Source organism: Paenibacillus sp. ClWae2A (genome assembly GCF_032452295.1).
GTDB lineage: Bacteria > Bacillota > Bacilli > Paenibacillales > Paenibacillaceae > Paenibacillus.
Genome location: NZ_JAULSQ010000006.1, coordinates 43,586 through 67,271, shown reverse-complemented (window position 1 = coordinate 67,271; position 23,686 = coordinate 43,586). Strand labels below are relative to the sequence as shown.

20 protein-coding genes are annotated in these 23,686 nt (G+C 47.6%); 13 read left to right on the top strand and 7 right to left on the bottom strand.

Translation table 11 applies throughout. The features are described from left to right. Positions 1–73 precede the first annotated feature (73 nt). Positions 74–508, bottom strand: coding sequence for a MarR family winged helix-turn-helix transcriptional regulator (locus QVE09_RS18690; RefSeq protein ID WP_315937978.1), 435 nt, complete (start codon positions 506–508; stop codon positions 74–76). Positions 509–748: 240 nt separating this feature from the next. Between QVE09_RS18690 and QVE09_RS18685 the strand changes: the two genes are divergently transcribed. From QVE09_RS18685 to QVE09_RS18670, 4 genes are all read left to right on the top strand, one after another. Further along, positions 749–1,687, top strand: a complete 939-nt coding sequence (locus tag QVE09_RS18685) for an NUDIX hydrolase (RefSeq protein WP_315937977.1) — start codon at positions 749–751, stop codon at positions 1,685–1,687. A gap of 95 nt (positions 1,688–1,782) precedes the next feature. Continuing rightward, positions 1,783–2,268, top strand: a complete 486-nt coding sequence (locus tag QVE09_RS18680; protein ID WP_315937976.1) for a riboflavin biosynthesis intermediates N-glycosidase — start codon at positions 1,783–1,785, stop codon at positions 2,266–2,268. A gap of 94 nt (positions 2,269–2,362) precedes the next feature. Then, a complete protein-coding gene (locus QVE09_RS18675) occupies positions 2,363–3,235 on the top strand; it encodes a TIGR02452 family protein (RefSeq protein ID WP_315938155.1) in 873 nt (290 codons plus the stop codon). Positions 3,236–3,519: 284 nt separating this feature from the next. Then, entirely contained in the window at positions 3,520–3,942 is a 423-nt protein-coding gene (locus QVE09_RS18670) for a macro domain-containing protein (RefSeq protein ID WP_315937975.1), read from the top strand. A 171-nt stretch (positions 3,943–4,113) separates the two neighbouring features. On the opposite strand, the gene QVE09_RS18665 is transcribed toward QVE09_RS18670, so the two are convergent. The 4 genes from QVE09_RS18665 to QVE09_RS18650 all read right to left on the bottom strand — a co-directional run bounded on the left by QVE09_RS18665 (position 4,114) and on the right by QVE09_RS18650 (position 9,044). Further along, on the bottom strand, positions 4,114–5,061 hold the full coding sequence (locus QVE09_RS18665; protein ID WP_315937974.1) for an iron-hydroxamate ABC transporter substrate-binding protein: 948 nt from the start codon (positions 5,059–5,061) through the stop codon (positions 4,114–4,116). A 60-nt stretch (positions 5,062–5,121) separates the two neighbouring features. After that, the gene (locus QVE09_RS18660; protein WP_315937973.1) at positions 5,122–6,138 is read right to left on the bottom strand and encodes a FecCD family ABC transporter permease; all 1,017 of its coding nucleotides are present in this window, start codon (positions 6,136–6,138) and stop codon (positions 5,122–5,124) included. A 2-nt stretch (positions 6,139–6,140) separates the two neighbouring features. Then, positions 6,141–7,214, bottom strand: a complete 1,074-nt coding sequence (locus QVE09_RS18655) for a FecCD family ABC transporter permease (RefSeq protein WP_315937972.1) — start codon at positions 7,212–7,214, stop codon at positions 6,141–6,143. Between the two features lie 99 nt (positions 7,215–7,313). Then, a complete protein-coding gene (locus QVE09_RS18650; RefSeq protein WP_315937971.1) occupies positions 7,314–9,044 on the bottom strand; it encodes a helix-turn-helix domain-containing protein in 1,731 nt (576 codons plus the stop codon). A 494-nt stretch (positions 9,045–9,538) separates the two neighbouring features. On the opposite strand from QVE09_RS18650, the gene QVE09_RS18645 reads away from it, so the two are divergent. Both QVE09_RS18645 and QVE09_RS18640 read left to right on the top strand, forming a co-directional pair. Beyond that, positions 9,539–10,540, top strand: coding sequence for a Gfo/Idh/MocA family protein (locus QVE09_RS18645; RefSeq protein WP_315937970.1), 1,002 nt, complete (start codon positions 9,539–9,541; stop codon positions 10,538–10,540). Between the two features lie 21 nt (positions 10,541–10,561). Next, positions 10,562–11,185, top strand: a complete 624-nt coding sequence (locus QVE09_RS18640) for a pyroglutamyl-peptidase I (protein WP_315937969.1) — start codon at positions 10,562–10,564, stop codon at positions 11,183–11,185. Positions 11,186–12,440: 1,255 nt separating this feature from the next. Here the strand turns inward: QVE09_RS18640 and QVE09_RS18635 are convergent. Next, entirely contained in the window at positions 12,441–13,283 is an 843-nt protein-coding gene (locus QVE09_RS18635) for a 1,4-dihydroxy-6-naphtoate synthase (protein ID WP_076214407.1), read from the bottom strand. Beyond that, entirely contained in the window at positions 13,280–14,185 is a 906-nt protein-coding gene (locus QVE09_RS18630; protein WP_315937968.1) for a futalosine hydrolase, read from the bottom strand. The genes QVE09_RS18635 and QVE09_RS18630 overlap by 4 nt, the downstream gene beginning before the upstream one ends. A 1,142-nt stretch (positions 14,186–15,327) precedes the next feature. Here QVE09_RS18630 and QVE09_RS18625 point away from each other — a divergent pair. The 7 genes from QVE09_RS18625 (at position 15,328) to QVE09_RS18595 (ending at position 23,651) form a co-directional block, all read left to right on the top strand. Continuing rightward, complete coding sequence (locus QVE09_RS18625; RefSeq protein WP_036606399.1) at positions 15,328–15,717, top strand: GntR family transcriptional regulator; 390 nt, start codon at positions 15,328–15,330, stop codon at positions 15,715–15,717. Beyond that, positions 15,710–16,612: an ABC transporter ATP-binding protein gene (locus QVE09_RS18620; RefSeq protein ID WP_315937967.1), complete on the top strand. Its 903-nt coding sequence runs from the start codon at positions 15,710–15,712 to the stop codon at positions 16,610–16,612. The genes QVE09_RS18625 and QVE09_RS18620 overlap by 8 nt, the downstream gene beginning before the upstream one ends. Further along, positions 16,587–18,614: a hypothetical protein gene (locus tag QVE09_RS18615; RefSeq protein ID WP_315937966.1), complete on the top strand. Its 2,028-nt coding sequence runs from the start codon at positions 16,587–16,589 to the stop codon at positions 18,612–18,614. Before QVE09_RS18620 ends, QVE09_RS18615 begins: the two co-directional genes overlap by 26 nt. Positions 18,615–18,902: 288 nt before the next feature. Beyond that, a complete protein-coding gene (locus tag QVE09_RS18610) occupies positions 18,903–20,006 on the top strand; it encodes a hypothetical protein (RefSeq protein WP_315937965.1) in 1,104 nt (367 codons plus the stop codon). 80 nt (positions 20,007–20,086) lie between these two features. Further along, the gene (locus QVE09_RS18605) at positions 20,087–21,112 is read left to right on the top strand and encodes an alpha/beta hydrolase (protein ID WP_315937964.1); all 1,026 of its coding nucleotides are present in this window, start codon (positions 20,087–20,089) and stop codon (positions 21,110–21,112) included. Positions 21,113–21,164: 52 nt separating this feature from the next. Then, entirely contained in the window at positions 21,165–21,704 is a 540-nt protein-coding gene (gene nikR / locus QVE09_RS18600) for a nickel-responsive transcriptional regulator NikR (protein ID WP_315937963.1), read from the top strand. A 285-nt stretch (positions 21,705–21,989) separates the two neighbouring features. After that, positions 21,990–23,651: an ABC transporter substrate-binding protein gene (locus QVE09_RS18595; protein WP_315937962.1), complete on the top strand. Its 1,662-nt coding sequence runs from the start codon at positions 21,990–21,992 to the stop codon at positions 23,649–23,651. Positions 23,652–23,686: the final 35 nt, after the last annotated feature.

The following is a 23,686-nucleotide window of genomic DNA, read 5'->3' as shown; positions in this document are numbered from 1 at the left end:
CCTCAGTTTTAATTGCATAAGTGAATCAATTTCATAATACCTTTAGCTGCTTCAATCGAGAATCTGCATCACCTCAGGATTCACGCAGGTTTTGGAGCATACGCTGTGCAAGTGCAGACATGATCCGGGATTCTTCCGGGGTAAAATCTTTCTGAGCCTGCTGTTCCAACTCCTGAATCACTTCTCTCAATTCTTGTAACGCGGAGCGCCCCTGATCCGTGAGATAGACCCGCAGACTGCGCAGATCCTTCGGGTCTGCTTCGCGTCTCACATAACCGGATGTTTCCATGCGCTTAAGCATGACGGTCACCGTTGCGGGACTGCGCTGAAGTTGTTCGGCCAGATTTTTCTGGGATTGGCCATCTTCCCGTTCAAGCTGGAACAACAAAGGGGGCTGCCCAGGGTATAGCTCGGGGTGGTTCACAAGTTTCTCATGAACCTTGTAACGTTTCAGTTTCACGAGTTCGGATAGCTGTCCCATTAACCGATCGTTTTGGACTGGGTTCATATCATCTACTCCATTTCTACCTTCATTCCATCTTCTTGATACTGAATACCAGACTTTTTGAACACGCACATTTAGTTAGTCGACTAACTAAATCTTAAGTTTGATTTGATATATCGTCAAGTGAATACAGATCATTTATTTTGAACTGGAAAGATTGACTTGACATAAAATGATGTGATAAATTGATATTATCTAATTGTTAATAACAGAATGTTAATAACAGAATGGAGTTCGTTTATTATGACTTATGAAGGTTCCTCTGGAGGAAAAGCCCCCGATTACCGGGAGCATCAGGATCAGGCACATATCAGTGAACAACAGTTTCTCGAAACGTATAATGCTGGTGATTACGAACGTCCTTCCGTCACCGTAGACATGTTGGTCTTTACGATCCGCAGTGAGGCTCAGGAGAACTATCGCAAACTCGCGGAACCCGAACTCCAGTTACTGCTGATCCGACGAGGCGGCCATCCCTATCTGGGACAGTGGGCGTTACCGGGCGGATTTGTCTCCATGCAGGAATCATTGGAAGATGCTGCTCGTCGGGAATTGCTGACGGAGACGGGGCTGGATGATATTTATCTGGAGCAACTGTACACCTGGGGAGATGTGGAGCGAGATCCACGTACACGGGTTATCAGCTGTTCCTATATGGCACTGGTGGATAGTAGCGAGCTGGAGCTTCAGGCCGGTGATGATGCCAGTGAGGCCAATTGGTTTCGGGTGGAGCAGCGACTTCTGGAAGAGAAGCGCCATATCCATGAGCGTGGACGTGTGACAGAACGCAGGTTGCAGTTGATTTTGACCAATGGAACAGAAGAGTTGTCAGCAATTGTTGAGACGAAAGAAACGATAGAAGGAAAAGTGCGGAGCCATCATCTGACGTTGGGTGAGGTTCAGGGGATTGCCTTTGATCATGCCAAAATCATTCATTATGCGCTTGAACGTCTGCGATCCAAGATCGAGTACACGGATATTGCATTTAATCTGATGCCGGAGACGTTTACGCTGACTGCGCTTCAGAAAGTGCATGAGATCATCAGTGGCAAAAAGCTGCTGGCTGCTGCTTTCCGGCGCAAAATTGCCGATTGGGTCATTGAGACCGGAGAGTATGCGAGCAGTGCCGGTCATCGACCATCCCGCTTGTACAGATTGAATCCAGAGAGGCAGACACCGTAGAAACGAAACGGTAAGAATCAATGAACTCGGACGAAGTGATTCAAGCCAAGGCTGGATCGCTTCATACATGAGGAGCAAGTAAGGAGGGGATATGGATGGAAAAGTTTACGTTTTTCTGGCGGACTGCATCTCCGTTCTCACAGTGGCACCCGGCGGATTTTACCGTGAACGGGATTCACTACACGAGTGCGGAGCAATACATGATGCACCGGAAAGCGCTGCTGTTTGGCGATCAGACCATCGCAGACAAGATTCTGAAGGCAAGCTCTGCTTCGGTACAAAAAAAGCTGGGCAGACAGGTTGCAGGCTTCGACCAGACTTTATGGGAAGCGGAATGCCAGCGCATTGTCTACGAAGGAAATTTGGCTAAATTTACACAAAATAAAGAACTACTGACCGCGCTGCGTGCCACTCGTGGAACGACCCTTGTGGAGGCAAGTCCGGATGATCGCATCTGGGGTGTAGGGCTGGCGGAGGAAGACCCGCGTATTCGTAATCGAAGAACATGGCGGGGAACCAACTGGCTGGGTGAGATTCTTACCCGTCTAAGAGAAGATATAGGAAGTGATTCAGATGAGTGATAAGCAACAGTATAAGAACAATAGCAGTGGGCGATACAGCAACAACAGTAAACTCGATAGATCAACCGGTATTGCCGGCTCCAATCCACGTTCCATGCGGGCTAATATCGCACAGCAGACGTTGGCTATTTTGGATGAAGGGCAATACGTAAATGGGTATGATCGCAAGGTTGAGATAGGTACCGATGTGCAGCAAGCCATCCGAAATTCGGCGTTATACCGTCCAGCAGAATTGTCCGCGCTCAGAGAAAAGCTTCGTACAGAAGCTTACGTTGCAATCCAACCCACGGCCCCATCATCTGAAGTTGAGGCTGCACCGGGTCGCATTGAAGTTACTGGCGAGACTACACTTGGAGCTGCTTTACGTTTGACGGTAGCTGAAGGAAGAGAAGATGTGGTCTGTCTGAACTTTGCATCAGCGAAAAATCCGGGCGGCGGCTTCCTAGGCGGAAGTCAGGCACAGGAAGAGAGTCTGGCCCGAGCGACAGGGCTATACCCGTGCATCGCACAAATGGATGAAATGTACGAGTACAATCGCAAACAGCGATCGGGTCTCTATTCGAATTATATGATCTATTCACCGGATGTTCCGGTGATCCGTGATGACGAAGACCGATTGCTGGACAAATATTATGTATCATCCTTCATTACTGCGCCAGCGGTGAATGCGGGTGTGGTGAAAGAGCGTGGAGAAGCGGATGATCTACAGATTGAGTCCGTGATGAAGGAACGTATTCGTTATATTCTGGATGTGGCTGCCTCCAACGATCACCGTACGATTGTTCTGGGCGCTTACGGTTGCGGCGTATTTCGTAATGAACCGGCAGTGGTGGCGAAGTATTTTCATGATGTGTTAGTTGGAGAGGGATTTAAGGACTCCTTTGAACGAATTGTATTTGCGGTATATGATCGATCAGCAGGTCAGAGAACTTTAAAGGCATTTCAACGTTTTTTGGCAGAGGCCTAATAAAAGTATGGGATCTACATAGTTTGAACTAATCATTTGCACGATAACGGAGAGGACAGAAAAAACCTGAAAAAGCAAAGCGTTCGCCTAAAAGCTTTCTGAAGGAAAGCTACATCGGAAGCATACGCTATCCCCGGATTTTCCCTTCTAGAAAAAGGGAATCGAAAAAATCTGGGGATAACAGCGATTGGAAGGTTATTCTGTCATCGTAGTGTCAGTGTAAATAATCTTTAGTTCAACTTATATAGATTGAATAAGAGCGCTTGATAAAGGAGAGGAATGCGATGCAGTTCCATGAGAGACAACAGGATCTATTTGACCTGGGAGATGATTACACGCTTGCGCACTGCATATCAGCTGATGCAAGGATGGGCAAGGGCATTGCGGTACAGTTTCGCGAGCGATTCGGTTTGGAAAATCTTCAAGAGCAGGCCAATCAAGAGCCGCTTGAGATTGGACGATGTTATCCGGTAGGACGGACGCTGAATCTGGTCACCAAGGCAAAGTTCTCCAATAAGCCGACGTACCAATCGTTGACTAATGCAGTAGAATCCATGCGGGACGTATGTGTGATGGATGGCATTACGAAGCTGGCTATGCCTCGAATAGGATGCGGGTTGGACAGGCTGAAATGGGAGAAGGTTAGTCCGATTATCCAGAAAACTTTTGCCGATACGGATGTTGAGATCATTATCTGTACACTATGAGCGCACTTGGTGGAAGAGGATGGACTGCAGCTTGCTGGCAGAGCCAAAGCAAAAAAACCTCAGCTTTGAGGGGAATAGACCGTAAGTATGATTCATACCTACGCTGTTCCATTCAAAGTGAGGTTTTTTATTGTTTTTTATAGATGATGGGTATCAGATGTACGGGACACTTTATTTTTTGGAGAACATTTCTTTGGCTTCATCCATGGCCATTTTATTACCAATAGATGAGTAATCGAGCCAAGGTTGTGCACCAATCGGGTAGACATGACCGGCTTTGACTGCTTTCAGACCTTGCCAGATCGGATTGTTTTGCAGTTCCTTGAACATGGTTTGGGCTTCATCATCCGAATTCACAACCACAAAGATCGCATCTGCATCATAGTCTGGCAATATTTCACGGGAGACGACTTGATACGGTTTAGTCGAATCGATATCTGTGATCCCTTTGGCAGGAGTCAGACCGAGATCCTCATACAAAATGGGACCCATGGGACGGCGTGTACTGAATACACGTAATTCTTTGGCAGTAACACGGATCGCCATCACAGTACCATCACCAATCGTGTCATGAATCAGAGATTTCACTTCTTCCGTTTCGGTCGCGTAGTCCTGAATGTATTGCTCGGCTTCCTTCTCGCGATTCACGAGTTTGCCAATCTCTTTCAGATGATCGCGCCATGTACCGTCATCCAGATTGAAGACATGCACCGGAGCAATTTTTTCAAATTTGGCAATATCATCACCGGAGAATTCTTCGTCCAGATAGATCACATCGGGTTTCAGGGCAAGCAAAGCTTCCATATCCGGGTCTTTAACCGGACCAAGTGGAGTTGTATTTTGAAGGCGATCAGCAACATGGGACAGGAAGCCTTTGGCTTCGCCACCAATAACGGAACCAACTGGAGTAATACCGAGAGACAGCAGATCATTGGTCAGATGGATCGACATGGAGGCAATACGTGGCTCTCCTGAACTTGCACTGTTGTCCTGATTGTTGCTTGAAGTATCCGTGGACGAACCGCCAGAAGCAGATGATGAATTGTTAGCCGTTCCGCAGGCTGCGAGCACAAGCACCAGACAGATACTCATGACAAGCATTAGATTTTTCTTTAACATGGGTATTCACATTCTCCTTGAACATCTCTTGGATGTCTTTATTGTTTTTTTGAAAAAAGATTACTTGCTTCGTACTAACAGGTACAAAAAGTAAGGTGCACCAATCGCAGCAACCACCACACCTGCCGGAATGGCATTAGGCTGAAAGATCGTTCGTCCAATCGTATCGGCGGTCACCAGAATAACCATACCGATGAGCCCGGCAGCAGGGATCAGATGCCGATGCATCGGACCGACAAGCCTGCGCGCCAGATGTGGTGCCGCCAGACCGATAAAGCCGATCCCACCAGCCATCGATACACTGACGGCAGACAAAGCCACGGCACAGAGCAGCAAAATAACACGCTGGGATCGAACAGGCGTCCCGATACTGGTTGCGGCAGCATCACCAAGATTGAAGGCATCAAGCGTTTTGGATCGACTCCAAATGTACGAGATACATAACACCACCCAAGGAAGCAGTGCTTGCACATGAATCCAATCCCGACCCCAGACGCTACCTGCCAACCAGCGAGCGGCAAAGGAATAGGTGTCTTCATCCAAACGCAGGGATAGGTAGAGTGTCAACGCATGGAACCCGGCCGCTACCGCGATTCCCACCAGAATCAGCTTAATGGGTGATACGCCGTTATGCCGATCATAAGACAACAGCATGATGATTAGGGCGGCGGCAACACTGCCTGCAAAAGCAAACAACGGAATCAGCAAGGCTACAGAACCATCCATTGTAAAGGAGAGACTAACAAACACCATTAGTCCAAATGCTGCCCCCGCATGTAATCCCAGAATACCCGGGTCCGCCAGTGGATTGCGGGTGATCCCTTGCAAGGCCGCTCCGGCAATACCAAGTCCCGCTCCGGCCAGTACAGTTACCAGGATGCGAGGAAGTCGGTAATCAAACAGTACAATCTGATCATCCGAACTGCCATTACCAAGCAAAGTCTGTAACACAGCCATTGGTGATAGACGGATGGTTCCCGTGTTCAGGCTGATCACAATAACGGCAATGGCGATGCAGAGCAGCGTGATACTGACAACTATCGAACGTTTACCTCGTGAAGGTGTATTAAAATTCATCGCTATAAGGCCCTCCTTTCTTTACGGGCCAGATAGAGGAAGAACGGTACACCGACAAAAGCGACCATAATACCTACCGCGAGCTCCTCGGGAGGGTTCACGATGCGTGAGCCCAGATCGGCGAGCACCAGTAATATCGCTCCCAGCAGAGAAGACATCGGAATGATGAGTCGATAATCCATACCCACCAGTTTGCGTGAGATATGGGGGATGACAAGTCCGACAAATCCAATCGAGCCTACTGCCGACACGGACACACCAGCCAGCACAACAACCGCTGCGAGGGCGAGAAACCTCGTCCAGCGCAAGTTGATCCCGAGATTAATCGCTACTTCTTCACCGAGTGACATAAGCGATACACGCCGGGCGAGTGGCATAATCAGTATTAGTGTGGCGAGCAGCACGGGAAGAATCAGCTTGAGATGCCGCCATTCTATTCCGCCAAAACCACCCGCATACCAGAAGGCCAGATCCTGACTCAGGTCAAAATAAATGGCAACTCCTGTGCTGAGCGAGGTTAACATGGCTGCAATTACGGCTCCGGCAACGGTCAGTCTGATGGAATTCAGACCACCAGGTGCTGCCATTCCAAGCAGGAAGATAAGCAGTGTGCCCAGAACAGCCCCCACGAATGATAAAACCATGATCCAGCCATATGACAGTCCGGGCCAAAAGGCAAAGCTCAGTGCTACGACAAAAGTGGCTCCAGCATTGATGCCCAGAATGCCCGTGTCTGCCAGCGGATTACGCGTAATACCTTGCATTAAAGCTCCTGCAACAGCAAAGGCAGCGCCGATAATAACCGCGGCAAGGACACGAGGCAGCCGCAGCTCATGAATAATCTGATGTGGTGTCAAAGCTGGGTTGTACTGAAATATGGCAGCCCATACGGTTTCCAGCGTTAGCCCTTTGGCACCTAACGAGATTGCGACAAACATACTTAGCAGCAGTATGGCTATGGCAGACAAAAACGTCAGCCCAACGGTCACTGCAGATTTTTTTGAATTAGACGGACGATGTGGCAGTCCCGGATGTTGAATACGGGTCACTCCTTTGGTACCAACAACGTATTTCATTGTTATTGATTATCATTATCAATTAGTGATCATTATAGAATCTTAATTCAGGCCCGTACATGGCATAAATTAAGATTTTGGAGATGGACATTTTTTAGATTACAAAAGTGAAGGTTTGTTCGTCAACATAGAGAGCGCTTCATCGAGCTGGATGTTGATGGAATATGGAGCATATACGACCCATGAGTTCCAGTCGATGAGATGTACACGTCCGTTTTTTACCGCAGGATGGCTGTTCCACAGTGGATTCGAAGCCATCTCTTTCAACAGTGTTGCCTTTTCATGCATAGAATTAATCGCCAGTACCAGCACATCTGCCTCCAGTCCGTCCCATTCTCCTGGTGTGAAGGGCAGCCAGTTGAATCCAATGCCGGGAGATTTGCCAGCCAGTTCGGTCTGAATGCGCTGAGGAGCGGCCAATTGCAGACTACGGTAAAAGACATGTCCAAAGTTGCGATGGCTGTACATCCGTGGACCTTTAGGAGTTAACGTACCAACGGCAACGGTAATATCCCCGACCAATTCCTTCATTTTTTTGCGTGCACGCTCCGCTTTACGCTCATGTCGATCGAGCCAATCTGTCGCTGCTTGGGTACGATCCACAATGGATGCAATCTGATGCAGATGACCAAAGACGTCTGTCTGGTTCCAGGGAATCGTGATGATAGGGGCGACATCGCCAATGTGCTCCATGGCTTTTGCTGCTGCATTATCCTTGGTCAGAATCAATTCAGGATTCACATCCAGGAAGGCCTGACGTCCCTGTTCCCACGGTTCATAAGCGTGGAAGGGCAGCGTGAGCGATTTGGGCATATGAGGCAGGTGGCCCTGAATCTGAGCTGCGCATGGCGTGATACCCAGTGTCATCAGGTGGTCCGTGTATGGATAGGAGAGCGACACGATATTCCGATGGACCTGCTTCGAATAGGAAGTTGGCGCATAACCGGCATGGTTTCGGAAACGTCGGCTGAAATAAAATTCGTCACGGTAACCCACTTCACGAGCCACATCCCGGATACGCAGATCGGAAGTGAGCAACAATTCCTTGGCCCGATTCATACGCAGATGAGTGATATATTCAATCGGGTTCTTCTGCATGCGGCTCTTGAATAGCTGCGAGTAATAAGATGGATGCATGTCAGCCAGTTCAGCCAGCTTTTCCAGCTTGATCTCGTGCATGTAGTTTTCGCGCATGTATTGCAGGGTGGACCTGAGCCACTGTTCGGGTTCATCCTGTCCAGCCCCTACGTCAGTCTGGTCTTCTTGAGGCCAGAGTATATGTAACAGTTCTGTCAGGAGGAGCTGTGCTTTCAAGCCTGTTTCCAAACCTTCCTGGGTTAATTGTGTAAGCTGTGCGGCAATGCGCTGTATACCGTAAAATGGGCCCTGAATCCAGCCTGTAACAGGTGAACTGAGCTCACGTTCGTAGATTCGTCTGGCTTTTGTCTTCTCCGTAGCCCGATACAGGTCGAAGTGAATGATATATAGTTCAATATCATGGTCTTCATCTCCGATCAGTTCAATCGCAGTTCCTGGTGTGCATAGACAAGCTGATTTGCGAGCCACGTGAGATTGGATCCCATTCATGATCAGTTGGCCTGTGAATTTGTGCATGTATATGAAAGTATGATGAGCTAGCTCAGTTGTGGACCAGCGCCATTTCCCAGGGGTTATAATATGTTCTGCCTGACGAAGTTCGATCAGGGTATCATTCAAGAATGCATCCAGGTCTGATCGGATTGAGGATTCCTTTTCTGAATTGGGACTCGTCTGCTGCTGCAATATGTGTGGATTCATGCCGCTGTGGGCGGTACCGGGGATGGTAGTCATGGTGCTATGCGACCTCCTCTCTTTTGAACAGTTTAGGTAATGATTGAATCTGGAACGTACCATATTTTCTCGGACCTGAACGTCTTACTTGAACGTCTCATCTATTGTTGCGTTTCTCATGATGTTATGATTACTGGCTGCCTTGTCAAAAGCGCGTTTGCAGTATAGTCAGATGTTTTATGAATAGCACAGGGTATATGATCCCTTTATCAGATGTGATCGATAGTTTAACCAGATTGTCGCTAGGTACAAGCATGCTAAGGGTCAAGACCTCTTGGCCCTAGTCTGCTGATAATCTTAGCAAATCTACTGGAGAATTGAAATGTACACAGATATGTTCGAGGCCCTGATGAGCTTAAAGTATATTGAAAGCACATATTCGAAATCGTTTTCTGACGTAAGCGTTTCTTTTTGGTAAAATAAAGGGGATAACATGTTGGCCTGATCTGAATCATGAACCTTTTCAACTCAAATTGCAGTAGGGAGGCTTTAATATGACAGAAATAGCGGGACGGGACAAAGTACGTTGGGGCATTATGGGCACGGGATGGATTGCATCCCAGTTTGCAAGGGATTTGGAGCATGCCGGGAACGCAGTGAAAGCAGCAGTAGGTTCACGGACAGCGGGAAGCGCGGAGAAGTTTGCAGCTGAATATGGTTTTGCACGCGCTTACGGCTCGTATGATGAGATGCTGCAAGACCCTGAGGTAGATATTATCTATGTGGCAACACCTCATCCTCTGCATAAGGAGAATGTAATGGCTTGTCTGGAGGCAGGCAAGGCGGTGCTCTGTGAAAAGCCGTTTACGATGAATGCGCGTCAGTTGGAGCAACTGGTGGAGACGGCACGGGAGCGCAACCTTTTCCTGATGGAAGGGATGTGGACACGCTTTTTGCCGCCGATCGCTCAAGCCAGAGCATGGATCGCAGAAGGACGAATCGGTGAAGTGCGTTTGCTCCAGGCAGACTTTGGATTCCGTGTCGGCTGGGAGCCGGAAGGAAGGTTGCTTAATCCGGATCTGGGTGGGGGAGCTTTGCTGGATGCAGGGGTGTACCCGATCTCCTTTGCTTCGATGATCTTTGGCGAACAGCCCCAGCATGTATGGAGTACGGCCAATATCGGTGAGACGGGTGTGGACGAGCAGTTTTCCGTATTGTTGTCCTATTCCGAGGGACGTTCTGCATCACTGAGTGCTGCCATTCGTCTGAACCTCAGCAATGAAGCGGTCATATACGGTACGGAAGGAAAGATTCGTCTTCCTTTATTCCTGGCGGGCAAAGAAGCCTATCTGCATGTGAATGGTCAGGACGAGCCGGAGAAGTTCACGGATGATCGAACATGTATTGGTTATGCTTTTGAGGCAGAAGAAGCGGGACGTTGTATCCTTGAAGGTCGGACGGAGAGCCACACCATTAAACTGGACGAATCCCTGGAAATCATGAAGCTGATGGACACGATTCGGGGCCAGTGGGGATTGCGTTACAAATCGGAGTAAACAGACAGGAGCTGACGTGTGATGGTGAAGATTCTGATATCCGGGTTTGAACCTTTTGGCGGGGATGCGGTGAATCCCACCGGAGCGTTAATGGAAGCTCTTGCGAACGAAGTGATCGAGGGTGCTGAGCTAAAAACAATACTATTGCCCGTGCACTTCGATGAATGTGCAGACCTGCTGATCGCAGAGATGGAAGCCTATCGGCCAGATGTTGTCATCGCCTGCGGGCTGGCCAAGGGCAGAACGTCCATCACACCGGAGCGGATTGCCGTTAATATCAAAGACATTCCGCCTGGCTCCTACGCGGATAACCAGGGACAACGTCCCGTGGACGAGCCAATTGTAGATGGCAGCCCGGACGGATTGTTTTCCACCTTGCCCATACGTGCCATGGTGAATGACATGTCCGCAGCAGGTATTCCCGCTACCGTGTCCAATACAGCAGGTACATATATCTGCAACAATACGATGTACCGGGTGCTGGATTATATTCGTGTAAGGCAGCTTCCGATCCGTGCAGGATTTGTACACTTTCCCGCTTCAACAGAGATGGCTGTGTTGCAGCCCTCCGTCCCTTCGCTACCTATTCCCGTGATGCTGGATGCGCTACGGATCATGATTCGCGCGGTTGTGGCTGATTCATAGGCGATGGTTGGATTCTAGACCACAGTTGTGAGAGGGAGAGCAGTGGGTTGGGATGGGTTACAGTAGGGTTCAAGATGACGTGGAGAGCGTGGAGTTGCACGGTGCTCTCTCTGCTTCAATCTTGAGTTGAGTAGAGTGATAGATATGAGTATAAATATGAAGTTGAATATAAAGTCAAAAAAGAGCTGTCCCATCGTCATGAGTCTGACGTTAGGGGACAGCTCTTTCTATTTTGTGTGTCATATGTAGACCAACATGGTTAGTGAGGCGCTAGTTTGCAGTAAGTATCTTGTTGCAAGTATTTCGACTAGTTAAAAATAGACTCTAAAACCGCAAACCGCAAACCGCAAACCGCAAACCGCAAACCACAAACCACAAACCCGAAACCCGAAACCCGATAAGGCTTATATAACTTTTGCTGGAAAGTAGGGATTCAGCGAAATAGGTGCGGGGGAGTTTAAGGATAGACTCCGATTCGTGTGCCTTCTGAATACGACCTTTACTACCCCTAAGTAACCAAGCCCTTAAAAAAACAATACGCTAGGACACCACCATCACCCTGGCAAGCTAAGTGGTATGTATCCACGAATGAACCCTATGCAGGAATCTAATGAATCGAGCACACGCTATTCGCTGAAAAAACGCACATACCAATTTTTAACGAATTTTGAATACCCCGGATAGGCTTCTACGAAGCTTGCTCCTCAGAACACCGTGGGACGGACTCTAACGAACCGAGTACACGCTATTCGCCGAAAATCTACACATTCCAATTTCTAACGAATTGTAGAAGCGTTATTGTGTGGAATGAAGCGAGTTTATCGGTGATATGACCGATTTCTAGCTAAATAGAGTGTCTGGGATTTGTTAGAATTTTCAACGCATGATATTCGGCTAAATAAGGTGTTTAGTGTTCGTAAGAGAAAAATCTGCGAATTTGTAGCACCCTAAGTCTACTTTTACAAACCATTTAAATTTCGAATACCTAGGAAAGGCTTCTACGAAGCTTGCTCCTCAGAACACCGTGGGACGGACTTTAACGAACCGAGTACACGCTATTCGCCGAAAATCCGCACATACCAATTTCTAACGAATCGTAGGATCATTATTGGGAGAAATTATGCAAGTTTGTCGACGATATGAACGAATTTTAGCCGAATACGGTGTCTGAGATTCTTTAGAATTCTCATACCACGTTATTCGGCTAAATAAGATGTGCTGTGTTTTTTAGATATAGAGCGTACAGATATAGATGTTAGATTCGCAACAGATCAAGATCGAACTCGGGAACGAGTCCTTCTTTCATGGCACGCCCAAGCAGTGCGGTAATTGCACCGTAACCATCATCACCCAGGTTGGCGCTGAACTCATTAACGTACAGGCCGATATGCTGTGCAGCTACGTCAGGGTCCATTTCTTGGGCATGTTCCATAACGTATGCTTTCGACTCATCCGGGTGCGCCCATGCATATTCAACGGAGGCGCGTGCCCATCCGGCGAGGGCATGAGCATCCATGTTGCGACGTGCGATGATTGCTCCAAGCGGAATCGGAAGGCCTGTGTCGCTTTCCCACCAGTTACCAAGATCCGTCATCAGTTTGAGATCGTAGTTCTGGTACGTGAAGCGTGCTTCATGGATGACAAGTCCGGCATCGATCTTGCCGTCTCGCACAGCAGGCATGATTTGGTCGAATGGCATGACAACAATCTCGCCTACACCACCCGGAACATTTTGCGCTGCCCACAGACGGAATAATAGATATGCTGTCGAGCGTTCACTTGGCACAGCAACCCGTCGTCCAGACAGATATGCTGGATCGGTCGTGCCATTTGCGGTCAGAACCAACGGACCACATCCTCTGCCAAGTGCGCCTCCAGCGGGAAGCAGAGCATAGTCAGATAACACGTATGGAAGTGCTGCATAAGATATTTTCATCACTTCAGGTGTATCGGGTCCATCCGGATTTGCCGCCAGACCATTGGTAATATCAATATCCGCATAACGGACATCCAGCTCAGGTGCGCCCGGGATCAAACCGTGCACCCACGCGTGAAAGATAAATGTATCATTTGGACAAGGGGAAAATGCAATTTTCATGATGTAATAACCTCCCGTAAAATGGAACTTGCAGCCTGAAGCGCATCGAGGGCATCCTTGATGCGCCAAGCGTCGCGGTCGCGTGGACCGACCGCGTTGGATATGGCCCGCAGTTCCAGTGCTGGCACGCCGAACTGCTGGGCAGCTGTTGCCACGCCGAAGCCTTCCATACCTTCGGCGGCGGCATCCGGCACGCGACGCAATAGCTCCGCGGCCGTCTCGGCTGTTCCGGTCGCCGTGGACACGGTGACCGCAGTACCTCCGCTGACAGCGAGCCCAGTCCGCTGCAGCTCATGGCGCAGGCGAGCGGCAAGCTCCGCGTCCGCCGCCACAATGGACGAGCCAAATCCGAGCTCGTCCACACTAAGGAAGCCGTCTGGCGTCTGCGAGCCCAGATCGGCGGCAACCATGGCGTCGGCTACCACGAGGGAGCCGACGTCTGCCCGGCCGGGGAACCCGCCGCCGATGCCAGCACTGATCACCAGCATGTAGGCTGGTGAATATCCGGTCCCGGCAAGGGGCCCCGGCCATGAAGATGTGGCAGATGCCTGTGCCACATCGGATGGGCTTGGCGCAGTAGAACCCTGCGCCAACGCCCTAGTGCTTGCAGCCGCTACGGCATATGCCAATGTAGCGGCTGTTCCTGCTGCGGCCGAGGCTGGGCCAACGCCCGCAGCGATGACGTCAAATCGTTCCGCGGCCGTATCTCCCAAACCACGGAGGACCGCATCTTTTTCCGCATCAACCGCGGTTACAATTAACACACGTTGTGATGAATTTGCTTGTACCGGACTTATATCTGAAGTGTTTATTTCCCCAGTTGAATCCCCGTGGTGTCCACTATTTTCGAATGATGCGTTTGGTTTATTATTCTGATCTTCATCCTGTCTATGTTCATTCATCTCGGATTCTCCTTATGAGGTATTAGAAGCGTAACATATGCCTCCATAGTATCTTTCTTACAGCAAGCTTCTAGTTACACTTCTTAGGGTTGTTATTGACTTCTATATTTTCGTGTAAATGTATAGCTCGAATTATATAAATTGAATTTGGGCATATATTTGTCCCCTACAAAAGGACATTCATCTTAATTTTGTCTTTCAAAGAGTGGACACTTTTTCTAAAAAGGTACTATACCCATCCTTTAAAATAAAACACTACATATAGATGTTTTCGGACATAAAATTACAAATGATCTATATATAGAATATCAATTCCAGCTTGATTACACATGTCCGTGTCCACCCTTTGAAAGACATATCTACAATATGTATGCGAAGTGCGGACAGCACGAGTTGGCACCCCAAACGAACAGACAAACGATTGAAAAGGTGGAAGACTGCACTGACCCAGACCCAATCAACGCTAACCCTATATCAATCTTCAAATTTCATACCAACAAGCCTAATGAATAATGGGGCGGCTCTACACTTGACTCCTCATAGTAGCTCATTGGTGCAAACCCAAACTTACAGCAAATACATAGTCTTGCTACTCTAATAAAGCTACCTCCTGAACAGCCAACCACTGTGCAGACAATGGATCTATCAAGCAACACAACATATATAGCGCATAACAGACCTAACAATCAATCAGGTTAAACGTGCACAAGAAAGTAATCAAGATACAGTAATTATTGAACTGTTTGCATCTCCATCATAACGGAAGGGGAAAGACCTGAACAACCTTTGCATGTAATTCTGTCAAAAGCGGTAAAGCATAGGTTTCGGGTAAGCTGTATAACTTCGAGTAGCTACATTTGGTTACATCGCTTCAGATAGCCGTTTTGCACCACTTCATGTGAACGCCACCCTGTTCATGCCCCGTCCTAAGCCAGAATGAACCTACTTCAATTAATTTTATATGTCAAATAAACCATATAACCTATCTTTATTACCGTACTCCCAATAAAACAAGAAGTCAAAGCCAACGGTTGACAATCTGATTTAACTGTATTAATAATAGTAGTACAGTTAATACACCTCAGATACAGTCATTTAAAACCCATAGGTTATTTCACACATTTACAGAAAGGAGGTGCGGGATGTTCGAATTAGATGTACGCAGCCGTAAGGCGATCTACGAGCAACTAGTGGACAAAGTCAAAGAAATGATCGTATACGGTATTCTAAAGCCCGACGAGCAACTTCCTTCCGTTCGTGCGTTATCCACGCAGCTGACTGTGAATCCAAATACGATTCAGAAAGCGTATCGCGAGCTTGAACGTGAAGGTTACATTTATTCTTTGCAGGGAAAAGGAAGCTTCGTATCATCGTCAGTGGAACATCCGAATGAAGCCATGAGAGATGAGATCAGAGAGTCTCTGGTGAAGTTGATTGCAGAAGCTTCGTATTCCGGTTTGACCAAAGCGGATATGACGCTTTTGTTTGAGGAAGCGATGGCCCGTATAGAGAAGGAGGAGCCTCATGATTGAGCTGAATCAAGTCGTCAAAGCGTTTGAACAGGAAAAGGCAGTGGATGGCGTAACGATGCACATACATAAGGGGTCGATCTATGGTTTGCTCGGTTCCAACGGGGCAGGCAAGACATCGCTGCTCAAAATGATAGCTGGTATTTACCGTCAGGACAGCGGGACTGTTCGTATCGAAGATGCTGAAATTTATGAAAATATGGATCTCAAAGGCCGTACAATCTTTATGGCCGATTCGCCCTACTTTTTCCCGCAATCTTCAATAACTCAGATGGCTGCATTTTATCGTTCCGTATATCCGCGCTGGAATGAGGAACGATTCAAGCAACTGGCTACCGTGTTCAAACTGGATGTAAAACGCAAGCTGCATCGCATGTCCAAAGGCATGCGCCGTCAGGCAGCCGTATGGCTAGGGCTTAGCTGCATGCCTGAAGTATTGCTGATGGATGAGCCGATTGACGGTCTTGATCCTGTCATGCGCCAGCAGATTAAAAACCTGCTATTCCAGGAAGCAGCTGAGCGTCAGGTGACCATTGTGATCTCGTCCCACAACTTGCGTGAGATCGAAGATCTGTGTGACCATGTGGCGATTATGCACAAAGGCCGAATTATTGTAGAGAAGGATCTGGATGATCTGAAGGCGGATACGCATAAAATCCAGGTTGCTTTTCGCCATCCGGACCATGCCAAAGCCATGGATGAGCAGATTGATATTTTACATGAAGAGAAACGGGGAAGTGTATCCCTGTACATTGTCAAAGGCAACCGACAACAGGTAACGGATCAATTTCGTATACATGATCCGTATCTGCTGGATGTACTGCCTTTGACGCTCGAAGAAATCTTTATTTACGAAATGGAGGACGCAGGGTATGATATTCAACCGATTGTTCTGTAACCGGGGCATCCTGATCCAAAATTTCAGACAGCATGGATGGATAGGCATTTTATATCTCATCACATTGTTGTTCTCACTTCCGCTATATATCGCTACCGAGTACAGGGACGTACCACAACAGATTACAAGTTTGTTTCAGGCCAATGGTGAAGTGCAGATTTTGTTCGCTATCACACTGCCCGTAGCGGCTGGAATCTTTCTTTTTCGGTACATTCAATCTGGTGCACCTTCGGATCTGTTCCATAGTTTGCCGTTACGTCGTAAACATCTATTAACGATTAATCTATTGACCGGATTTGCCATGATCCTGATTCCAATCTGGATTACAACTGCGATTACCGGCTGGGTATGGGCGGTACTGGATCAACCTGCGTTTCTGTTCGATGGCAGTACGATCTGGATGTGGGGCTTGAGCATGAGTATCTACTCGCTGTTTATGTTCATGCTAACTGTGGCAGTCGGCATGTGTATTGGTCAATCTGTATTGCAGGGACTCACCGTTTACGCGCTCGTTTTGTTACCTGTTGTCGTGTGGTTCATTATGTCACTTCATCTCCAGCATTATTTGCTCGGATATCCGTACGATGAGTTGGGACGTAACGCGGAGCAGATGTCGCTTGTGCTTCGAATGGCTTCAATCAGTGATTCACCTCTCGTTGGTGGAGAGCTTATAATCTATTCGATATTCACAATCCTGTTTATTCCTCTAACTTATGTGCTCTACGCGAGGAGACAGGTTGAGTCTGCTACGCAAGCAGTTACGTTTACTCTAGTGAAACCTATATTCCGATTTGGTTTGATGTTTACGCTGGTTCTGATCGGCGGAGCTTACTTCACGCTTATTGCTCCAAGAGGATCAGCTGGATGGGGAATCTTCGGATATATCCTCGGTGGAATTGTAGGTTATATCGTTGCTGAGATGATTATTCGCAAAACATGGCTGATCTGGAGCAGCAGGCTGCTACCCAATCTGATTATATATGGTATCATCGCTGGTCTGATACTGTACGTACCTATTGCCGACTGGAATGGATACGCTGCCCGAGTACCTGAACTGAACAAGGTTAAAAGTATTAAGCTTGGCGGAGAGCGTTACATCTACAGTAACGGTGTCAATCAGAAGATGGAGGACGGTCACCTCTATTCTAATGATCCGGAATACATGGGGGCAGTTATCGCTCTTCATCAAAAAATTGTGGATTCCGATCTTCCTTTACTGAATGATCCCATCAATCCAGGAATGCGTAACGATGAGTATGTATTTATTAACTACAAGCTGGATAACGGCAAGGTGATGAAACGTAAATACTATATTCCAGAAGCCGAATTCCATCAGGAATTAATGGCTCTGAAACAGTCCCAGGATTACAAAAGAGTTACCTTTGAAACGTATAAGCTGGAAGAGGATGCACTAAGTTTTGGCATTCGCTCTGACTTGAGTTCATTCCGGAAGGTGTACATTAGCAATCCAGAGCAAGTCCGTGAGTTCAAGGAACTCTTAAGACAGGACATTTTGGATCAGACCTATGAAGAACAGCGCTCTTCGTGGCGGTCGTTTGCTTACGCGGAGATGAATCAGGATTCGTCTTCAAAAGATCCATTTCAACCGAGGGAGATGTGGAATTTTGAGATCAAACCTAGCTATGATCGGGTATTGGCTTGGCTGAAGGAGAACAAATTATACGACCAGTTGCTTGTCCAGGCAGATGAGATTGTCTCCGCTCAGTTTGCGAAGCAGGAGATCAACAGTCCGGGTTCGTTTCAGTGGGCGACTACGCAGCCAGATTATATCGATGGGAGTCTGAGCATCAAGAAGCAGGTCGCGACTCAAAACAAAGAAATTATTAGCGATCTGCTCAATCGTCAACGGTCGGGCTATCTAACAGAGAAAGATACTATCTATCAGATCAAGTTGAATGTAACTCGTGGCGAGAACATCTATATGATGCTGAAAGAAGAGGATCTGACCGAGGAAATGAAAGCTATTTTGGTCAATCAATAAGTTGAGCTGTATCAGTTGTTAACTATAAGCGGGAAGGGTTCTCCCGTTGATCGAAGGGTTGATATTAGTACAGTGAAACCAGATCTACTTGACCAGATACAACGAATGGAATATATTAGAAAAAGGAAAGGTTCGAGCGACTCGTTCAATCGGATCTCATATGGAACGGCTTATGTGGGAAGCACCCGTAAGAGCAGGCAATTGCCTGACTTGCGGGTGTTTTTTTGTCGTTCGCTGATTTCGTTGGCTATTCTGCTAAATACTTTAGAAGAAAGGGTGTAGAGACGGATGCAAACAGAAGCATGGAAGGAAACGGTAAGTGAACAGGAGGCAATGGAGTGTTGTTTCATATTGGAACGATCGAGCTCATATAACTTCATCGAACATCACGGTTTATTGGGAGAAACGAAGGGTCGACAGCATATTGAAGATACAGCTACAGAAGATATAGCTTTAATGGAGACGAGTGACATTCTATTTCCTTCTCCACTAGCAGGTAGCCATAGTCACATGATGGAACAAAGTAACGTCCGGCGTCGTCAATTGCCATCGTTGACTCATCTTATTTTCGGATCACGCCTACTTATAGGGCTTGTGATTTTTTTCAGTGTGGGCACGATCTATTATGCTTCTTCAGTGGAGGCTGCGGGTATAGATCTTGGCGTAACAGCGCAGAAAGCCTGGGACTCCGTTTTGAACAAAACCGATGCACAGACCAAATTAACCCTGCAACGAGCATATGAGAAAGTGGGGAGCTGGAAGACACAAGAGCAGGCTTGGGAACAAAAGATAAAGACACTTCATACCGCCAATACCACGGAATTGGAGCGATTACGTGTAGAAATAAGACAAACCGATGATGCGAAGGTCGCATCTCTAACTGAAAAAGTAAAGCAAACCCAAGCCCGATATGAACCCCTATTCGCTCTCTACAGTTCAGTCAATAGACAGTTGGATGCAGCCAAAGCCATCAAAAATAAGGAATGGAGTGCAGCAATCCGCACGCAGGCAGAGACGTTGAGACCCGTTGTGAAGCTTGCCAGAGAAGACATTCGGATCAAGAAAAAGGAACTTGCTGAAGCTCGTAAACGGAAGAGCGCTGAAATAAAACGTTTACGAGCTATGCTAGCAGGGGCCGACTCCGCGAAGAAACAGATTCAAACGGCTAAAAAACAGGCGAGTCTGGCAAAAGAACGATATTCGGGCGCATTACAACAGTTCAAACAGAGTACAAAGCAAGGCCAAACGTCACGTGTACTCAGCTCATTGAACACATTGGCTTCCGCAGCAGAGAAGTGGGCAGGCACAAAACAAAATATTCATACACTGGAGCAAAAAGTATCCACTACATACGTGAAAGTCAGACAGGAAATTGCCAAAAGACCCAAATAAGAGGAAACCCGGTCCTCTCCGCAACGTACACAACTTTAGATGTAAAGACGCTTCGATGATGATGGAACGAGGTGAAGTTATTGCAGTCCAAGTTGGAAACGAAACGTACGGGGGCAAGAGGGTTTAAACGTAAACGGTACTGGATTCCCAGCGTGGTACTAATTTTGATCATAGGTTTTATTGGGATTGGTACACAATGGACACCCAAAATAACGGTATTTTTATTAAAGTCATTTATTGAGATTGCTAATCCAGACACAAATAGCAAGGGCACTATGCTCTCGGAAGGCGTAACTCGTGTTGTGGATGTGCCCTATGCAGACGAAGGTCGTAATGACAGTACACTGAATATCTATTATCCTTCCGTAACATCAAAACCTTTGCCTGTCGTGTTGTGGGTTCATGGTGGTGGATGGCTCTTGGGTGACAAAGCGGACATCGCAGATTATGCCGTACAATTAGCCAAACAGGGTTACGTTGTGGTCAGTATGAATTATGCGCTCGCACCGGATACAAAATATCCCATTCCTGTGATCCAGACGAATCAGGCTTTGACTTACGTGAAGAACCATGTCAGTGAGTATCACGGTGACCCGGAAAACATATTTCTCGCAGGCAATTCGGCAGGTGCCCAGATTGCAAGTCAGACCGCGGCAGTGGTGACCAATCCATCTCTGGCTAAACTGATGAACATAACACCAGCCGCCCAGCCAGAAGAGTTGCGTGGGGTTCTTCTATTCTGTGGTCCATACAATCTAAGCACGGTAGCCAATACAGGCTTTCCACTCATACGGACATTTCTCTGGTCATATACGGGAGTCAAAACATTTGAAGACTATCCACGTCTGCATGAAATGTCGACCGTGCTTCAGGCCACAACAGCGTACCCGCCTGCATTTATTACCTCAGGCAATGATGACCCGTTGACCAGTCAATCGATTGAGCTGGCACAAGTATTGAAGCGCCTTGATGTTGAGGTGGAAACCTTGTTTTTCTCAAACTCATCAGAGAAGCTGGGACACGATTATCAATTTGATCTGGGGAGTGACGCTGGACAACAGGCGATACATTCGGCAGTACGATTCATGCAACAGTATAGTCGATGAGCAGACAAGTCTGTGGTACACTCGAAGCAAATGAGGGCGCAGGAGGAGAAGTATGGCAGATAAAGAAGATTTGACCCGGTTCGGGGTGGCGTTTCCTACACCTCTAATTGAGCAGTTTGACCAGTATATTGAGGAACAGGGATACAAAAACCGATCTGAGGCTTTCCGTGATCTTGTTCGCAAAACATTACTGCAACCTTCTGCATTACAATCCGACCAGGATGTGGCCGGCACCATTGTCATGGTCTACGATCACCATATCAGTGATCTTCCCATTCGTTTGATGGAGCTGCAGCACGAGGCGCATCATGACATCATTTCCAATATGCACGTGCACCTGAACCATGACCAATGCCTGGAGGTTATTGCCGTACGAGGGAATCTGGGGCGATTGCGTCATTTGCATCAACAGATCCAGGTGCAAAAAGGGGTATTGTATGCTGAGCTGTCTGTGACTTATGTGGATGAACTCAACAAACTGGCTCATGCTCAGAGTCATGATCAGGATGACAATCCGGATCAAAGTCTGGATCACAATCTTAGTGCGGGTCAGCATGGTCACAGCCATCATCATCATCGCTCTACGGAGTAAGACAAATACGAGTGTAATTAAAAATAAAGCGAACCTGAAAAAACAGACCATTGGTTAGAATCCAAATGCGTCTGTTTTTTTGTCTTTTGTTACAATACCTAACTTTATAGGGCCATTCAATTGCTCGTACATATAAATTTTTAATGATTAATTCTAAAATATGAAAAAATATGGATTATGAAGTGAACTTTGTTGACATATGGTTTGTGTTTTGTGCTACAATTTCTCTAAAAAGTAACACGAAACAAGTGAGTGCAGCACAACTTTAGAGGGGGAACGACCAGAATGGGCAGATTTTCATGGAGATGGGGAAAACGAAAAGGTAGAACAGGATTAGGCATCTTGCTTGTATGTTCCATTGGTTTATCTGGTTGTGCACAGGGCACAACAGCGCCAACAGCTTCATCAGCAGAGGATGAACAATCAGGAACAACCTCAACCAAAGACGAATTGGTGCTGGCCGTTGGCACCGAGCCGGAAGGCGGGTTTGATCCGACAACCGGATGGGGGCAATATGGGTCACCGCTTTTCCAGAGTACCTTGCTGAAGAGGGATGCCAAGCTACAACTGGTTAACGATCTGGCTACCGCATATTCAGTTAGTGAAGATGGGCTGACCTGGACGGTTACGCTTCGGAACGATGTGAAATTCTCTGATGGGGAACCCCTGACGGCTGAGGATGTAAAATTTACGTTTGAAACAGCTGCCAAGAGTGGGTCCGTAATTGATCTAACCAATATGGCTGATGTGAAGGCACCTGATGATAGCACGGTTGTATTCACACTGAAGTCGCCGCAGTCGACATTCATCAGTCTGCTGACGACACTTGGCATTGTGCCTGAACACGCCTATGGCACTGATTATGCAGAGCATCCGGTCGGATCAGGTCCTTACAAGCTGGTCCAGTGGGACAAAGGACAACAGGCCATCGTTGAGGCCAATGAAGAATATTACGGTAAAAAGTCTGCATTCCACAAACTCACCTTCCTCTATCTGGATGAAGATGCAGCCTACGCCGCTGCGCAGGCAGGTACGGTGGATATTGCAGCTATTCCGGCAGCGTTTAGCAAGCAACAGGTGAATGGCATGACATTAGAGGCCGTGAAAACCGTAGATAACCGGGGCATCATGTTCCCCATGCAGCCTGCTGGTGCCAAGTCGGGCGATGGTCTTCCCGCAGGGAATGATGTGACATCCGATCTGGCGATTCGCCAAGCAGTGAATGTTGTGATTGATCGTAAGGCTTTGGTTGAGGGTGTACTTGAGGGGTACGGTCGTCCAGCTTATTCCGTCAGTGATGATCTGCCTTGGAGCAATGCAGAAGCTGTATTTACGGATGCCAATCTCGAAGAAGCGAAGCGCATTCTAACGTCTGGTGGCTGGGTGGATGCGGATGGTGATGGTATCGTCGAGAAAAACGGCGTTAAGGCCGAGTTCAATCTGCTGTATTTTGCAGGTGATTTAACAAGACAATCTCTGGCGTTAGCTACTGCGGATATGGTTGCCCAGGCGGGAATTAAAATCAATGTTGAAGGTAAAAGCCGTGAAGAGACGAAAAAGATGGCTTACTCCAACGCTGTATTGTTTGGGTGGGGCAGTCATGACCCTTTGGAAACTTATAACCTCTATAGCAGTACTCACAAAGGAGAAGGGTATTACAATGTGGGGCTGTACAGCAATCCTGTCGTGGATTCTTGGATGGACAAAGCCCTTCAGGCAACAAGTGAAGAAGAGGCATTGCCGTTCTGGAAGAAAGCGGAATGGGATGGAGCAACAGGTTTCAGTTATCAGGGGGATGCACCTTGGGCATGGCTCGTAAATATAGATCATCTGTATCTGGTTACGAATGGCCTGAACATTGGGGAGCAGCAGATCCATCCCCATGGTCACGGCTGGCCGGTGACATCCAATCTGGAGGAATGGTCCTGGGATAACAGCACGAAATAGGAAACCTAGCAGTAGCTTTAGCCTGAATTGGGGAG

Coding starts and splice junctions, on each gene's coding strand:
- QVE09_RS18690 (WP_315937978.1), bottom strand. CDS start 508: ATGAACCCAGTCCAAAACGATCGGTTAATGGGACAGCTATCCGAACTC.
- QVE09_RS18685 (WP_315937977.1), top strand. CDS start 749: ATGACTTATGAAGGTTCCTCTGGAGGAAAAGCCCCCGATTACCGGGAG.
- QVE09_RS18680 (WP_315937976.1), top strand. CDS start 1,783: ATGGAAAAGTTTACGTTTTTCTGGCGGACTGCATCTCCGTTCTCACAG.
- QVE09_RS18675 (WP_315938155.1), top strand. CDS start 2,363: ATGCGGGCTAATATCGCACAGCAGACGTTGGCTATTTTGGATGAAGGG.
- QVE09_RS18670 (WP_315937975.1), top strand. CDS start 3,520: ATGCAGTTCCATGAGAGACAACAGGATCTATTTGACCTGGGAGATGAT.
- QVE09_RS18665 (WP_315937974.1), bottom strand. CDS start 5,061: ATGTTAAAGAAAAATCTAATGCTTGTCATGAGTATCTGTCTGGTGCTT.
- QVE09_RS18660 (WP_315937973.1), bottom strand. CDS start 6,138: ATGAATTTTAATACACCTTCACGAGGTAAACGTTCGATAGTTGTCAGT.
- QVE09_RS18655 (WP_315937972.1), bottom strand. CDS start 7,214: ATGAAATACGTTGTTGGTACCAAAGGAGTGACCCGTATTCAACATCCG.
- QVE09_RS18650 (WP_315937971.1), bottom strand. CDS start 9,044: ATGACTACCATCCCCGGTACCGCCCACAGCGGCATGAATCCACACATA.
- QVE09_RS18645 (WP_315937970.1), top strand. CDS start 9,539: ATGACAGAAATAGCGGGACGGGACAAAGTACGTTGGGGCATTATGGGC.
- QVE09_RS18640 (WP_315937969.1), top strand. CDS start 10,562: ATGGTGAAGATTCTGATATCCGGGTTTGAACCTTTTGGCGGGGATGCG.
- QVE09_RS18635 (WP_076214407.1), bottom strand. CDS start 13,283: ATGAAAATTGCATTTTCCCCTTGTCCAAATGATACATTTATCTTTCAC.
- QVE09_RS18630 (WP_315937968.1), bottom strand. CDS start 14,185: ATGAATGAACATAGACAGGATGAAGATCAGAATAATAAACCAAACGCA.
- QVE09_RS18625 (WP_036606399.1), top strand. CDS start 15,328: ATGTTCGAATTAGATGTACGCAGCCGTAAGGCGATCTACGAGCAACTA.
- QVE09_RS18620 (WP_315937967.1), top strand. CDS start 15,710: ATGATTGAGCTGAATCAAGTCGTCAAAGCGTTTGAACAGGAAAAGGCA.
- QVE09_RS18615 (WP_315937966.1), top strand. CDS start 16,587: ATGATATTCAACCGATTGTTCTGTAACCGGGGCATCCTGATCCAAAAT.
- QVE09_RS18610 (WP_315937965.1), top strand. CDS start 18,903: ATGCAAACAGAAGCATGGAAGGAAACGGTAAGTGAACAGGAGGCAATG.
- nikR (WP_315937963.1), top strand. CDS start 21,165: ATGGCAGATAAAGAAGATTTGACCCGGTTCGGGGTGGCGTTTCCTACA.
- QVE09_RS18595 (WP_315937962.1), top strand. CDS start 21,990: ATGGGCAGATTTTCATGGAGATGGGGAAAACGAAAAGGTAGAACAGGA.